The following is a 14437-nucleotide window of genomic DNA, read 5'->3' as shown; positions in this document are numbered from 1 at the left end:
TCGATCCGGCCGAGCTGTGCGTGGTGGGCGACGCCGACCAGTCGATCTACGCCTTCCGCGGCGCATCGATCCGCAACATCCTGGAGTTCGAGCGCCACAGCTGGACCTCCGCCGAAGCGCGCCGCACCGCGAGGACCAGGGCGTCGGACGGCGACCCCGCGAGCAGGGCCGCCAGCTCCTCCAGCGCCCCCAGGGCCGTTCCGGTGTCGTCCCCGAGCGCCATCGCGAGCGCGTGCGCGGTGCGGGCCTCGGCCCACAGGCGGAAGGAGACGTGCCGGGCGAACCAGTCGTCGAGCACCGGAGTTCGTTCGAGCAGCCGCAGGACGGCGCCCGGGTCCCGCAGGGCCAGCTCGACCTGCGCCAACCGCACCGTGTCGTGGTTCGGCCAGTAGGCGGTCGGCTGGAGCAGGTCGGCGCGCTGCCGCCCGGCCTCCTGGAGCAGGTGACGCGCCTCGATCGGCTGCCCGGCCTCCAGCAACGCCTCGCCGAGGGACACGCGCGCCGCCACCACGTTGATGTCGCCGGGGTCGCCGAGGCGCGCCTGCCGGTCGGCGACGACGGCCTCGGCCTGGGTGAGGCCGTCCGCCACCCTCCCGGCACGGGTGGCCGCTCGGGCGGCGGCCTGGGCGGTCAGGGTGAAGCGCCTCCAGGCCGATGACACCCCCGTGGCGCCGTCCGCGCCCTTCGCGCGCGCCGAGCGTGCCTCCTCGATCAGCCGCGCCCCCTCGACCGGGCTGCCCTCCTCCACGAGCACCTCGCCGAGGTTGTGACGCGCCCGGGCGGCGTAGGAGGCCGCGACCTCCGGGTCGTGGATCTTGACCTCGGTCTCGGCGATCTCCAGGGAAGAGGTGAAGCCGGCCCGCGCGGCGTCCAGGTCGCCGTACCTGAGCAGGGCGAGCCCCCGCCGGCTCTGCACGTCACAGCGGGAGCGCAGGCCGGTCTCCGTGCCGGACTCGGGGGCCGGGAGCAGTCGTGACAGCTCCTCGGCCTCGCGGGCGGCCCGTTCGAGCAGGATCCCGGTGTCGAGAAGGGACCGCAGGACGTCGGCCTGGGCGTCCGCCTCGGCGCGCGTGCCGTCGCCGCCCCTCCGCGCGGCGTCGCGGGCCCGTTCGGCCACGTCGAGGTCGTTGATCCAGGTGCCGGCGAGCGGGACGAGGTGCCTCTCGTACCAGTGGGCGCTCAGGGCCGCCGCCTGCCGGTCGACGGGCCCGTCCGGATCGTCGGTCAGCGCGTCGAAGGCGAGGTCGGACAGCTTCTCCGCGCAGGCCCGCGCCCAGCCGGGGGGAGGCAGGCACATGGCGTGCGCCGCCGTCGAGATCACCGGGGCGAGGTGGTCGGCGTAGGCGACGACGCGGCCCGCCCAGCCCGCGGCGGCGACCCGTCCCATGGTGGTGTCCGGCCAGCTCGGCGGCCCCTGCGGAGCGGACTGGCGTTTCTCCGATGTCGCGATGTCACCGATGCCGAGCTGGACCTGCTGGGTGAGGAACGCCTCCGCCCGGTGGAAGCGGGCCACGAGGAGCAGCGCCTGGGTGACGAGGTCGCGCGCCTCGACGAGACCGGCGGGGGACTCTGGCCGCTCGGGCGGGCCGTTCCGGTCGGCGAACTCGACGAAGGCGTGGTGGAGGGCGAGGGCGACCAGGACCCGGCGGCTCTTCACCTCGTTGTAGAGCCACACGGCGCTGCGGCGCCCGCTCTGGCCCTCACGCGAGAGCCGCACGGCCGAGGCGACGTCCTCGGCCCTGACGAGGTGGTAGTCGGTGTGGCGGAGGACCCCTGCCGCGGCCTCTCCGATCGCCGAGAGCCGTCTTTCCTGCGCCGACACCTGGAAACCTCCTCCGTCAGGGCTGCGGTTCACGCATGTGAAGGGATATCAACGGCAAAAGCCATATTGATCTCCAAAGCATATATCTCGGACATGTAGCGGGCTTCATGGGGCCGGTGCCGTGCGGACGCCGTTCACGAGGGGCGGAACGAGGTTCTCACCTTTCGCCGCGCCCGGAAAGTGGCCGCTACGCGACCGGGGAAGCCCCGGTACAGGCGGGTCGATCCGGCCCGCCAAGTACCAATATTTCGGCTTTAGAGTATTTTATCACTAATGCCGTTTATTTACGGATTCGCGCGTCGGTCGCGTGCGGCGGGGCCGCTCCTCGTCGCGCCGCCCGATCTCGGGAATGTACGCCAGGACCAGGGCGAAGTCCCGCGCGGGATCGGTGTACCAGCGGCCCAGCGTGAACCCGCTGCGCATCAGCTCGCCCTCCAGGCGGTACCGGTAGAACTTGGCGCTGATCTCGGTGCGCATCTCCTCGCCGGCCTTGAAGGACACGGTCAGGTCCAGCTCGCGGAAGCGCACGCGCATCGGGCGGCTGGCGCGCAGCCGCATCTCGACCCGGTGCAGCTTCCCGTCGTAGAGGGCGACGTGGTCGAAGGCCTGGGGCATGAAGTCCGCGCCCAGTTCGCGGTTCATGACGGTCAGGACGTTGCGGTTGAACGCGGCCGTCACCCCGGCGGCGTCGTCGTACGCCGCCACCAGCCGTCCGGTGTCCTTCACCAGGTCGACCCCGAGCAGGAGGCTGTCGCCCGGGGACAGGGTGGCCCGCAGTTCGGCGAGGAAGGACTCCCTCGCCTCGTGGTCGAGGTTGCCGACGGTCCCGCCGAGGAACGCGACCAGCCGCCTTCCGACGCGGGGCAGCCGCGCGAGGTGCCGCTCGAAGTCGGCGCAGACCGCCCAGATGGCCAGGCCGGGGTAGGCGTCGGCGACCCGGTGGGCCGCCGCGTCCAGCGTGATCGCGTCCACGTCGACCGGCGAGTACGTCTTGAGCGTCCCTGCCGCGCTGAGCGCCGAAAGGAGGATGACGGTCTTCTCGCTGGTGCCCGAGCCGAGCTCGACCAGCGTCTCCGCGCCCGCGAGCCGGGCGATCTCGGCGGCGTTCTCCCGCAGGATGGCGAGCTCGCGCCGCGTGGGGTAGTACTCGGGCAGCCTGGTGATCTGCGAGAACAGCTCGCTTCCCGTGGCGTCGTAGAACCACTTGGGCGGCAGCCATTTGGGCGCCGAGGTCAGCCCGGTACGGACGTCCTCGGCCAGGGCCCTGCGCAGGTGGTCGGGGCCGAGGTGGTTGACCGTGTACAGGAACGGCAGCGGAATCTGTGTGACGGACACGCGGGCCTCCTGGTGTGACGGTGGATCGGTGGCTCCTACAGGGTCGGAAGGTCGGTCGTCCGAGGGGGGTCACAGGGGGAGGATCCGCACGCCGCCCGAGGTGGCGAGGACGAGATGGCGGTCCGGTACGGCCTCCCAGCCCGGCCGGCCGTCCAGCGGCTCGCTCGCGAGCAGCACGCCCTCGCCGCGCGGGACCTCGCGGTGCAGGAACAGGGTCTCGTTCCAGGCGGTGGCGGCCACGGCGTCGCCGCCCGTGACGATCAGGTTGAGCCGGGCGCCGGGGTCGTCCGCGCCGGCGCGGGTCACCACGTCGGCGACCGCGTCGCCCAGCGGGATCCCCGTGCCGAGCCGGGTGAACACCGCCGCCGCCAGCCAGGCCGAGTCGCAGGTGCTCTCGGGTTCGCGGCCGTCGGCGAGCGGCCTGACCGCCTTGCGCGCCACCCTCCCGTTGTGGCTGAGCAGCCACCTGCCCTCGGCGAAGGGCGCGGTGGCGGACTCCTCTATCGGCATCCCCGGGCTCGCGGAGCGCACGGCCGCCAGCAGGCACCCCGAGCGGGCCGAGGCCGCGAGACCGGGCAGGTTCGCGTCCGTCCAGATCGGGACGCTGCGGCGGTAGCGCACCGGTTCCCGGCGCCGAGCGTCGTACCAGCCCATGCCGAAGCCGTCGGCGTTGACGGCGCCGCACCGCTGCAGGCGGGGCGCGTAGGACTGCCTGAGCAGGCCGTGCCCGGGTTCCTGGATCAGCGACGCGATCGGGTGGGGCGCGCCCAGCCATGCCGCGTGGCGGCACACCTTAGGACTCCTCCGCGGACGCCGTACGGGCGCAGCGGAACCCGGCGAAGATCTGCCGCCGGGCCGGATGGTCCCAGTTGCGGAACGTGGTGCGGACGGCCGTCGGGTGCGTGGCCCATGACCCGCCGCGCAGCACCCGGTAGGTCTCGCCGAAGAACACCTCGCTGTACTCGCGGTAGGGGAAGCTGCGGAAGCCCGGGTAGGGCAGGAACCACGAGCCGGTCCACTCCCACACGTCGCCGATCATCTGCTCGGCGCCGTACGCGCTCGCCCCGGCCGGGAAGGCTCCCACCGGGGCGGGCCGGGAAGCCCGGTGCCCGAGGTTGGCGTGCTCGGGCAGCGGGTCCGCGTCGCCCCACGGGTAGCCGCGCGCCCGGCCGGTCGCGGGGTCCCATCCGCAGGCCTTCTCCCATTCGGCCTCGCTGGGCAGCCTCCTGCCCGCCCAGCGGGCGTAGGCGTCCGCCTCGTACCAGCTGACGTGCTGCACGGGCTCCTCCGGGGGCACCGGCTCGGTCCGCCCGAAGCGCGTACGCCACCACGCGCCGCCGTCGCGGGCCCAGAACAGCGGGGCGGACACGGCCTTGCCCGCGCGCCAGCGCCGGCCCGCCGGGGTCCACCAGCGCGGGTCCTCATACCCGCCGTCCTCGACGAACGCGGCGTAGGCGCCGTTGGTCACCGGGAAGCGGTCGATCCAGTAGGCGGGCAGGTCGACCCGGTGCGCCGGTCGCTCGTTGTCGTAGGCCCAGGGCCGCGTGCCGGTCCCCGCGGTGAACGGGCCGGCCGGTACGAGCACCTCGCCGCCCCCCGTCCGCCCCGGGGGCAGCTCGCCGTCCCGCACCAGGCCCGGCTCTCCCGACAGCTGAAGGGTCGCGAGCATCGTCTCGTCGTGCTGGTGCTCGTGCTGCAGCACGAGGCCGAACACGAAGCCGTCCGACCGGAGCGGCTCGGGATCGCGCAGGTCGACGGCGTCGAGTACGTCGAGCACGCGTCCGCGCACGCCCGCGATGTACGCGCGGGCCTCGGCGGGGGCGAGCAGCGGCAGGTCCGGGCGGTGCGCGCGCGGGTGCGCGAAGGCGTCGTAGATCGTGTCGATCTCCGGGCGCAGCGGGGCGGCGCCGCCGACCTCGCGCAGCACCCACAGCTCCTCGTAGTTGCCGACGTGGGCGAGATCCCACACCAGCGGTGACATCAGCGTGGAGTGCTGGCGTACCAGCACCTCGTCGTCGGCGTCGGTGTAGGCGAGCGACCGGGTGCGCCCCCGCTCCAGTTCGGCGGCGATCCTCTCCTTGAGGCCGGTCATGCCGGGACCTCCTCACCGAGCCAGGCGGTGCCGTGCGGGCCGGGCTCGCGCACGCGCGTCAGCAGGTCGAGGGCGGGGGAGCGGCCGGTTGTCACGTGGCGGTCGGCGAAGGCGTCCACGTCCGCGATCAGGGCGGGGCCCGCGCCGAGGCGAGGCAGTGCCTCGATGGCGGCGCGGAAGCAGTCCTCGGCGGCCCGGCGCAGCCGCGCGTCGCCGAGACCCACCTGGGCCGCCTGCCACCAGCGGTCGGCGAAGGGCTCGGCCGAGGCGAGCGCGGTGTCGGCGGCGCGGTCGTCCAGCAGGAGCGCGGAGGTCACGGCCACGCAGGCGGGCCACGCGCCCGGGTGCAGCGCGTCGAGGTAGCGGATCTCCAGCCAGCCCCTCGGCCGTACCGGCGGGAACACGGTGGTCGCGTGGTAGGCCAGGTCGCGCGCGGTGGGCTTGCGGCCGACCAGGCCGGGGGAGCTCATCCAGTCGCCGAAGGTGGCCCGGCTCGGCGGGGTGTGTTGGCGCGCGTACTTCTCGCCGACCAGCATGAGGCGGGCGTCCATCAGGTACCTCGCCCACGCCGCGGCCGGGTCGCCGTCCCACACGAGCGGGCGGGTCCGTGTGGGGTCGAGGTGCAGCCATACGGCCTGACGTCCCGACATCCACCCGCACGGCCGGGAGGCGACCATCGGGGAGTTGGCGAACGCTGCGGTGAGGACGGGGCCGAGGCGGTTGGCGCGCTCCCACCGGGTCGCCGGGCTCGCACCGAGATCCACGTTGACCTGGATGGACGCGGTCAGGCACATCATCATCGGCCCGTACGGCACGCCGAGCAGCTCGGCCATCGCGTCGTAGCGCGGCTCACGGAGCTGGCGCAGCGGCGGTCGTACCGGGTCCAGGCCCATCCCGGCGAGCACCAGCCCCTCCTCGTGCAGGGCCCCGCGCACGGCCTGCACGTCGGCCGCGGCGCCGGCGACGGCTCCCGGCAGGCCTCCCGGCCGGCCGGACAGCTCAAGCTGGCCTCCGGGTTCGAAGGTGGCGGCGCTGCCGCCGGGCAGCAGGGGAAGGGCCCCGGCGATCCGCTCGACCGCGACCTGCCGCGAGGGATCGGAGCGGTCGAAGACGAGGAATTCCAGCTCGATGCCGATATCGTCGCCAGGTGTGCCCTGAAAGCACCGTTGCGCGAACCCTTCCACGTCCGCCAGGTCGCGGACTCGCGCGTCGCTGTACTCCGTACCGATCATGGACGCTCCTACGCTGAGGTGTGTACGGTCGGCAGAGCTCTGGGGACCTCCCGTTCGCGGGGATCGGGTCGCAAAGGCGGCAGGGCGGCAAGGGCGGCGCAGGGCCGTAAGGGCCGCGAAGGGCCGCGAAGGGCATGGAGAGCCGGCATGAGGTGGGGTGCGGTGGACGCCCCGGCGGCGGGCGTGGCGGGAAAGGGTTCCACCCGGCGAGGGGCCGCCTCGCGGGTGTGTGATCGCCGGCCGGAGACGCGGCGTGGGCGAGATCGAACGGACAGTGGGATGGGCTGAGCCCCTTGCGGACCTCCGAGTTCCGATCACTGCGGCGTTTGACTAAGCATCTCGTACCCGTCGTTACGCCACATGAAGCCCAAAGGGGACGTTCGCCTCAAACAATACGATCTACCCACATAACAGAATGCGCAGGGCCGGCGTGGCGGGGCGCCCGCCCGATGAGGTGCCCGGGACGGCGCCACCCGGGGCGCGGGAACGCGAAAGCTCCGCCGGGAACCGTGAAGGTTCCCGGCGGAGCGGGCCGGGCGGGTCAGTCCTCGGAGAGCAGGCGGTCGCGCGTGGCGCGGGCGATGCCCGGGTTGTCGGAGAACACGCCGTCCACCTTGAGGGTGTACAGCCGGTCCAGGTAGCGCATCACGTCTCCGGTGGCACGCGGGTAGACCGGGCTGTCCGGGTTGCCGAGCCGGTAGTCCACCGGAAGCTGGGAGTTCTCCGGCCGGACCGTCCAGGTGTGGACCAGAAGGCCCGCCCGGTGCGCGTCCCGTACCAGGGGCGTGGGCGCCTGCGTGCGGCCGTCGGGGCCGGTGGGCAGGATCCGCGTGGTCGCCACGCCGACGCCGTCGGCGTAGCGGGCGATCTCCCGCAGGCCCTGCGGGGCGACGAGGTCGGTGTAGGTGCGCGGGTCGCCGGCCGCCACCAGGTCGTACGGCGCGCCGCTCGCGTTGATGAGCTGGATGATCCGCAGGCGGGTGGCCGAGCGCAGCTCCTTGAGGTTCCTGGTCTCGAAGGACTGGATGAAGACCGGGGACCGCACGCTGTCCCAGCCGTGGCGCTTGAGGGCCGCGAGGAGCGGCTCCTCCAGCGACAGCCCGATCGAGTCGAAGTAGGTCGGATGCTTGGTCTCGGGGTAGACGCCCACGCCGTACTTCTGCGCGAGGTCGATGACCTCGTCGAAGGTCGGGATCTGGGCCAGCCCGTCGAACGCGGTGTTGTCGGGCCGCAGGTCGGGGACGCGCTCCTTGGCCCGCAGCGTGCGCAGCTCCGCCAGCGTGAAGTCCTCGGTGAACCATCCGGTGATCGCGACGCCGTCGATGGTCTTGGTCGTCCTGCGGTCGGCGAACTCGGGGTGGTTCGCGACGTCGGTCGTCCCCGAGATCTCGTTCTCGTGCCGGGCGACGAGGACGTGGTCCTTGGTCGACACCAGGTCAGGCTCGATGTAGTCGGCTCCGAGCCGGGCCGCCGCCTCATAGGACAGGAGCGTGTGCTCGGGACGGATGGCACTGGCGCCGCGGTGCCCGATGATGACCGGCCCCCGGTCGTCGTGGCCGCCCCTGGTCGTCGCGCTCGCGGGCTGGAGGGCGGCGAGCAACACCCCTCCCACGAGGACCGCCAGCGTACCGGCCAGCGTCTTGTTCCCCATCAAAACACACCCCACTCTCAGGTCTCGCGGGGCACGCTAGTCTCACGAGCTGTACCCGGAGTGGCGGCGCAGTTAACGATCAAAGGTGTGCGTATGCCACATCTCCGGCATCTCTGGCATCTCCGGCCGCCGGTGCGTCACGGGGAGGAGGCGCCGGCGCCGTCGAGGTCGGGCGCGGCCCTGCCGGCCAGCCACTCGCGCGCCTGGGCGAGGTGGCGGTCCGTCAGGCCGGTCATGGGGTCCACCTCGACCAGCAGGAACTCGTCGACGCCGGGATGGTCCTTGAGGTACTGCCAGTCGGGGGTGCCGAGGCTGTCGTCGAACCAGACGAACGGGCGGCGCGCGACGTACTCCGCGACGTGCCGGGTCTTGAAGTGCTCGCCCGCGCGGCTGCCGGGGTCGCTGTTGACCGTGATGACCGGAAGGCGCGGCAGGCCGAGGCGCGGCGCGATCACGTCGTTGGCGTGCTGTTCCCAGGTGGTGGCCCACGTCAGCTCGGCCCCGGCGTCGCGGGCGAGCGCGGTGAGCAGGCGTCCGTGCCGGCGGTTCAGCAGGATCCTGTACGTCTGGCCGTCGAGGACGCACTCGTGACGCCTCAGCCACGGCGAGTGCCTCCGGGCCGGGTTGAGGACCCCGTCCACGTCCAGCAGTACAAGGGGACGCTTGGTCACGTGCCTCTCCTCGGTCGTCGGTGCTGGATGCCATGATGCCGCCACCATGGCCCAGTCTTCCAACTCCGCGACGGGAGCGCCCGCGCCCCCCCAGGTCACGCGGGCGGGGCCATGCGCTCCGTTTCCACCCGGTCCCAGGCCTCGGCGAGCAGCTCGTAGGAGCGCACGCGGTCGGCGTGGTCGTGGGCGATCGTGGTGACCAGCAGCTCGTCGGCCCCGGTCGCGTCCCTCAGCACGCGCAGCTTCTCCACCACGGTCGCAGGCGCGCCGACGAACTGCGTGTCCACCCGATCGGCCACCAGCAGCCGGTCCTCCTCACTCCATGAGTGGGCGGCGGCCTCGCGCGGTGAGGGGAAGGCGATGGCCCCCTCACCGGCGCGGATGCTGCGCACCCACAGCCCGTACGGCGAGGCCAGCTCGCGCGCGGTGGCGTCGTCGGCGGCGACGACCGCGTCCGCCGAGACGACGACGTACGGCGCGGCCAGGCTCGCCGACGGCTTGAACGCGGCGCGGTAGGCGTCCACCGCCTCCAGCACGCTCGACGGGCTGACGTGGTAGTTCGCGGCGAAGGGCAGGCCGCGCTCGGCCGCCACCTGGGCGCTCTGGCCGCCGCTGCTGCCAAGGATCCAGACCTCGACGTCCGCGCCCTCCCCTGGCACGGCGTGCGCGTCGAGTCCCTCGGAGGACAGGTACGTGCCGGACAGCAGGGCCAGGATGTCGTCCACCTGGTCGGCGAAATCGGGGGACTGGGCCCCCGGCTGCTGCAGCAGCGACGCCCACAGCGCGAAACGCGGCGAGGTGAGCAGGTGCGCGAACGAGAACGGCGGCGGGATGAGCAGGCCGTGCGTGTCGCGGGCGGGTCGTGGCTCCTCGTGGCGGGGCTCGGCTCCGGCGCCGTCCTTCAGCTCCTTGAGGGCCTCGGCCCGCCGCTGCCCCGACCGGCCGAGGCCGAGGTCGATGCGGCCCGGGTACAGGGCGTCGATCGTGCCGAACTGCTCGACCACGGCCGCGGCGGTCTGGTGGCCCAGCTGCACGGCTCCCGAGCCGACCCGGATCCGGCTCGTCGCCGCCGCCACCAGCGCGATCAGCACGGCCGGGGCCGAGCCGGCGACCCCGGGGGTGAAGTGGTGCTCGGCCAGCCAGTACCGGTGGTAGCCGAACTCCTCGGCGCGCCGTGCGAGGTCGATCGTGTTCCGCAGGGCGTCCCGGGCGGTGCCGCCGGAGACGATGGGGGCGAGGTCGAGGATGGACAGCGGGGTCCGATGGGATGACATGTCGGCCTTTCGGTGCTGGACCGGATGTTCGGGGGCCTGGGAGGCGGCGGTGAGATGAGGGGGGCTCAGGCGGTGACCGGCAGGGGGAAGGGCCTGCTCGGGATGTCCCTGCGCAGCACGGGCGCGATCTCGCTCTGGAAGAGCTCCAGCGTGGCCCGGTGCTGCTTGTCGGTCAGGCCGTCGGCGTCGGCGCTCAGGTGCATGACCTCGTGGCCGAAGCTCTCGTGGTAGCGGTGGACCTTCTCGATGATCTGCTGCGGGCTGCCCACCAGGATGGAGCTGCGCTCGATGGCGTCCTCCAGCGTGGGGAACACCGGCTCCAGGCCCAGCCTGCGGAACATGGCCAGCCGCGCGTCGAAGATCGGCCGGTAGGTCTCGACCGCCTCCTGGGAGGTCCTGGCGCCGTAGTAGCCCGCGGTGCCCGCGCCGACCAGCGCTTCGGCCGGATCGTGCCCGTAGAACTCCAAGCGCTCCCGGTAGTGGCGGATCAGCTCGGCGTAGGGCTCGATCGGGTTGGTGACGTTGGCGGAGAACAGAGGGTCGCCATACCGGGCCGCGAGGTCCACCGACTCCCTGCTGGTGGCGCTGCCGTGCCACACGCGGACCGGCCGCTGGAGCGGGCGCGGCCAGGTCTCCGCCTCGCGCAGCTCGGGGCGGAAGCGGCCGGACCAGGTGACCTTGTCCTCGCGCCAGAGGCGGCGGAACAGCTCGTAGGACTCGCGGTTGCGGTCCCACTGGTCCTCGCTGGTCACGTGGAACAGCTGTGCCTGCGCGGCGCCGTTTCCCTTGCCGATGATGAGCTCCAGCCGGCCCCCCGACAGGTGGTCGAGGGTGGAGTAGTCCTCGAAGGCCCGCACGGGGTCGAGCAGGCTCAGCGTGGTGACGGCGGTGAACAGCCGGATCTCGGAGGTTCTGGCGGCGATGTGGCTGAGCACGACCGGCGGTGAGGAGGAGATGAAGGGACGCTCGTGGCGCTCTCCGACCCCGTAGCCGTCGAAGCCCAGCTCCTCGGCCAGGACGGCGTTGTCGACCACCTCGCGCAGCCGTGCCGTGGTCGGCTTCAGCTCACCGGTGATGGGGTCGGGCCCGTGGACGATCAGTGTGATGGCGAGGAACTTCATGCGGGTTCCGTTTCGGCGGCCGGCTCGGCCGGCCGCGGGATCGTGTCCTCGTTGGAGGGCTTCAGAGGCGGGGCTCAGACGGCGGTTGTGGCGTAGCGGTTGGCCGGAAGGGGCAGCCCGAGCAGGCCGCGCAGCGTCGGCGCCTCGTACGCGCGGCGGAAGGCGTCCCGGCCCTGGAGCACGGGCACCAGGCCCCGGGTGATCGCCCTCAGGTCGGAGGGCAGAACGCCGGGACGCAGCCGGTAGCCCTGGATGCCCGCCTCCCGCCAGTCGAGGAGCAGGTCCGCGAGCCGCTCGGGGGTGCCGGTGAACACCGCCGCGTCCGAGACGTGCTCGGCCCCGTCGAGCTCGTCGAGCCGGGACCTGCGGTCCGCCGCCGTCCGTGCGTCGGCGTCGAGGTGGACCAGCAGGTCGGCGAAGACGAGCAACGGCTCGCCCGGCCGGCCCACGGCCGCCTCCGCCTCGCGGACCTCCGCGACGATCGCGCGCGCCTGCTCCTTGTCGTGGGGGGTGACGTAGACGACGTCGGCGCCGCGCGCGGCGAAGCGGTAGGCCAGGCTCGCGTGCGCGAGGGCGGTGACGAGCGGCTGGCCCTGCGGCGGCCGAGGGGTGATCGCCGGGCCCTTGACGCCGAACCACCGGCCCTGGAAGTCGACGTAGTGCAGCTTGTCGCGGTCGACGAAGCGGCCGGTGGCGACGTCGCGGATCACGGCGTCGTCCTCCCAGCTGTCCCACAGGCGGCGCACGACCTCGACCGCGTCCGCGGCCTCCTCCAGCAGGTCGCTCACGTGCCCGGCCGGCTCGGGGGCCTCGTGGTCGGCCGGCCGCAGCACCGGGAACTCCCGGCGGCCGAAGTGCCCGGCCTCGGTGTGACGGCCGGAGACCTGCGCGCGCCACCCGGCGCGCCCGCCGCTGACGTGGTCCAGGGTGGCGATGCCGGTCGCGACGTGGAAGGGCTCGGTGTGGGTGGTCGTGGCCGTGGGCACCAGCCCGACGCGGCCGGTCACCGGCGCGATCCTGGCCGCGAGGAGCACGGCGTCGAGCCGTCCGCGCACCTGGTCGGTACGGTCGTCGGGGCCCTCGTACGAGGACGACTGCGGGCCGAGGGAGTCCTCGATCGTCACGAAGTCGAGCAGGCCGCTCTCGGCCTCGGTGGCGAGATCGGTCCAGTAGCGGGCGGAGAAGAGCTCTCGCGGGCGGGCGGACGGGTCGCGCCACGCCGCGGGGTGCCAGCCGGCACCGTCGAGGGCCGCGCTGATGTGGAGGGGAGTGGGCGGCATTCGGGGGCCTCTTCCTCTTGCTGTGACGGCGGGGCTCCGGCGAACCGCGATGCCACCGCTCGCACCCCCCACCTCCAGCCGATCACCGCCGGCCGGGGCCGGCGTTCGCTTGCGGGACGCTTCCGCCCCGCCTGGTCGTCACCTGGAGCACCCTGCGGACGCGGGGTTGCCGACCAGCAAGCCAGGGCTTTTCGCTGGTCTCGTGACCTCAATCGACGATAGCCCCGCGCAGTAAAGTATGCAATTCCTACCTGATTACTTCCAGGCTGCGGCGGTAAGGCCCGGGGAAACGTTCTCACCGGCCACGATGTGTAACCCCCCTTCGGCCTCCGGCGCATCCCCCCGCTCAGCGGTGCGTGCCCCGACCAGGGAAACCGCCTCCGTCCAATCCGCGGGCCGGGTGTGTCCGAAGTAGATGTGTCAGCGTCCACGCCGATGGTGGGGAGAGTGCATGAGGCCGAGACGGGCCGCGCCGGTGGATGACGGCCGGCATGACCAGCCAGGGTTGGAGAAGCTCCTGGAACGGGTCGCGCGCGGGGACCGCCCGGCGTTCGAGAAGGTGTATGACATGGTGGCGGCCCCGGTCTACGGCGTGGCCCTGCGGGTGCTCCGCGACCCCGCCCAGGCCGAGGAGGTGGCCCAGGAGGTGCTGGTCGAGGTCTGGCGCGGCGCCGCGCGCTTCGAGGGCTCCCGGGGGTCGGGGGTGGCGTGGGTGATGACGATCGCCCACCACCGCGCCGTCGACCGGGTCCGCGCCGCGCAGGCGGCGATCGACCGTGAGGACCGCGTGGCGCGCCTGGAGGTGCGGCGCCCCTATGACGTCGTCGTCGAGTCGGTCGAGACCACGCTCGAATGGGAACGGCTGCGCCGATGCCTTGAGGGTCTGACCGAGTTGCAGCGCGAGTCGGTTACGTACGCTTATTACGGTGGATATTCCTATAGAGAGGTCGCCGAGCTGCTGAAGGTGCCGCTGGCGACGGTGAAGACCCGGATGCGTGACGGACTCATCCGCATGCGCGACTGCCTGGGGGTGGAGCGATGAGCCGCGACCCGCACACGCTGGCCGGCGCGTACGCGTTGTACGCCATCGACGACGCCCGGGACCGCTTGAGCTTCGAGGACCATCTGACCCGGTGCGCCGAGTGTGCCGAGGAGACGCGGGGGTTGCGCGAGACCGCCGCCCGCCTCGGCGTCGCCGTGGGCAAGGAGCCTCCGCCCGCGCTCCGCGAGCGCGTCCTGGCCGAGATCGGCCTGGTCAGGCAGCTTCCCCCGGCCGTCACGGCACCGGGGCCGCGTCCCGTGTCCCGCCGGGTGGGGTGGCCGCGCGTGGCGATCGGCCTGGCCGCCGCGTGCCTGGCCGCCGCCGCCGGGCTGGGCGTCGTGGCCTATAGAGCCGAGGACGCGCTGGAGCGCGAGCGGCTGGGCACTCAGCGCATCTACGCCGTCATGGCCGCGCCGGACGCCCGTACCGTCACGGGCAAGGCCGGTCAGAACGTCACCGGTACGGTCGTGATGTCCCGTTCCCAGGGCAAGGTGGTGTTCTTCTCCACCGGGCTCGCGGCCCTGCCCGAGAGCGAGACCTACCAGCTCTGGCGCATCGGCCCCGGCGGCGCGCTTCCCGACCGGCTGACCCGGCCGGACGCCTCCGGGCGTACCCCTCCGATCATCCTTGGCGACCTCGGCGACGCCACCGAGATCGGCGTGACCATCGAACCTGCGGCCGGCTCCCGGGAGCCCTCCGGCGCGCCCCTCATGGTGATGTCCCTGCCCTCGGCCTGACCGGCCTTCCGTCCCACCCGCGAAGCCACCGACGAGAGCCACCGGCGGTGGCTTTTCGGCTGCCCGGCCGATCTCCGGCGGCCCCGCACGCTGTTCCTGCTCCAGGTCGCCGGTGACTCCATGATCGACGCGGCGATCGCCGACGGCGACTGGGTCGTCGTGCGCCAGCAGCCGGTGGCC

Annotated in this window: 12 protein-coding genes, 1 pseudogene and 1 riboswitch; of the genes and pseudogenes, 4 read left to right on the top strand and 9 right to left on the bottom strand. The window is 73.0% G+C overall.

Going from position 1 to position 14437, the window contains the following annotated elements; translation table 11 throughout:
* Positions 1 to 20 precede the first annotated feature (20 nt).
* The gene (locus tag AB0B89_RS28980; protein ID WP_358559148.1) at positions 21 to 392 is read left to right on the top strand and encodes a UvrD-helicase domain-containing protein; all 372 of its coding nucleotides are present in this window, start codon (positions 21 to 23) and stop codon (positions 390 to 392) included.
* A 1700-nt stretch (positions 393 to 2092) separates the two neighbouring features.
* Here AB0B89_RS28980 and egtD read toward each other — a convergent pair.
* The 9 genes from egtD to AB0B89_RS28935 form a co-directional block, all read right to left on the bottom strand.
* Positions 2093 to 3127 (bottom strand): L-histidine N(alpha)-methyltransferase, encoded by a 1035-nt coding sequence (gene egtD / locus AB0B89_RS28975; RefSeq protein WP_358559146.1) that lies wholly within the window; start codon positions 3125 to 3127, stop codon positions 2093 to 2095.
* A gap of 99 nt (positions 3128 to 3226) precedes the next feature.
* A complete protein-coding gene (egtC, locus tag AB0B89_RS28970) occupies positions 3227 to 3949 on the bottom strand; it encodes an ergothioneine biosynthesis protein EgtC (RefSeq protein ID WP_358559145.1) in 723 nt (240 codons plus the stop codon).
* Position 3950: 1 nt separating this feature from the next.
* Positions 3951 to 5249: an ergothioneine biosynthesis protein EgtB gene (gene egtB, locus AB0B89_RS28965; protein WP_358559144.1), complete on the bottom strand. Its 1299-nt coding sequence runs from the start codon at positions 5247 to 5249 to the stop codon at positions 3951 to 3953.
* Positions 5246 to 6481, bottom strand: coding sequence for an ergothioneine biosynthesis glutamate--cysteine ligase EgtA (gene egtA / locus AB0B89_RS28960; RefSeq protein WP_358559142.1), 1236 nt, complete (start codon positions 6479 to 6481; stop codon positions 5246 to 5248). The genes egtB and egtA overlap by 4 nt, the downstream gene beginning before the upstream one ends.
* 541 nt (positions 6482 to 7022) lie before the next feature.
* On the bottom strand, positions 7023 to 8132 hold the full coding sequence (locus AB0B89_RS28955; RefSeq protein WP_358559140.1) for a glycerophosphodiester phosphodiesterase: 1110 nt from the start codon (positions 8130 to 8132) through the stop codon (positions 7023 to 7025).
* Between the two features lie 137 nt (positions 8133 to 8269).
* Positions 8270 to 8803, bottom strand: coding sequence for an HAD domain-containing protein (locus AB0B89_RS28950; protein ID WP_358559138.1), 534 nt, complete (start codon positions 8801 to 8803; stop codon positions 8270 to 8272).
* Positions 8804 to 8898: 95 nt separating this feature from the next.
* Positions 8899 to 10077 (bottom strand): MsnO8 family LLM class oxidoreductase, encoded by a 1179-nt coding sequence (locus AB0B89_RS28945; RefSeq protein ID WP_358559137.1) that lies wholly within the window; start codon positions 10075 to 10077, stop codon positions 8899 to 8901.
* 65 nt (positions 10078 to 10142) lie between these two features.
* A complete protein-coding gene (locus tag AB0B89_RS28940; protein WP_358559136.1) occupies positions 10143 to 11198 on the bottom strand; it encodes an LLM class flavin-dependent oxidoreductase in 1056 nt (351 codons plus the stop codon).
* Positions 11199 to 11272: 74 nt separating this feature from the next.
* Positions 11273 to 12478, bottom strand: coding sequence for an LLM class flavin-dependent oxidoreductase (locus tag AB0B89_RS28935; protein ID WP_358559134.1), 1206 nt, complete (start codon positions 12476 to 12478; stop codon positions 11273 to 11275).
* Between the two features lie 100 nt (positions 12479 to 12578).
* Positions 12579 to 12686: riboswitch (SAM riboswitch) on the bottom strand.
* 243 nt (positions 12687 to 12929) lie between these two features.
* Here AB0B89_RS28935 and sigK point away from each other — a divergent pair.
* The 3 genes and pseudogenes from sigK to AB0B89_RS28920 all read left to right on the top strand — a co-directional run.
* Complete coding sequence (gene sigK, locus AB0B89_RS28930; protein WP_358559132.1) at positions 12930 to 13520, top strand: ECF RNA polymerase sigma factor SigK; 591 nt, start codon at positions 12930 to 12932, stop codon at positions 13518 to 13520.
* Entirely contained in the window at positions 13517 to 14257 is a 741-nt protein-coding gene (locus AB0B89_RS28925) for an anti-sigma factor (RefSeq protein WP_358559130.1), read from the top strand. The genes sigK and AB0B89_RS28925 overlap by 4 nt, the downstream gene beginning before the upstream one ends.
* A gap of 72 nt (positions 14258 to 14329) precedes the next feature.
* Positions 14330 to 14437: pseudogene (locus AB0B89_RS28920) on the top strand (S24 family peptidase); the annotation flags it as partial.

The sequence above is a fragment of the Sphaerisporangium sp. NPDC049002 genome, from assembly GCF_040649355.1.
GTDB lineage: Bacteria > Actinomycetota > Actinomycetes > Streptosporangiales > Streptosporangiaceae > Sphaerisporangium.
This window is presented reverse-complemented; position numbering and strand designations above follow the sequence as displayed.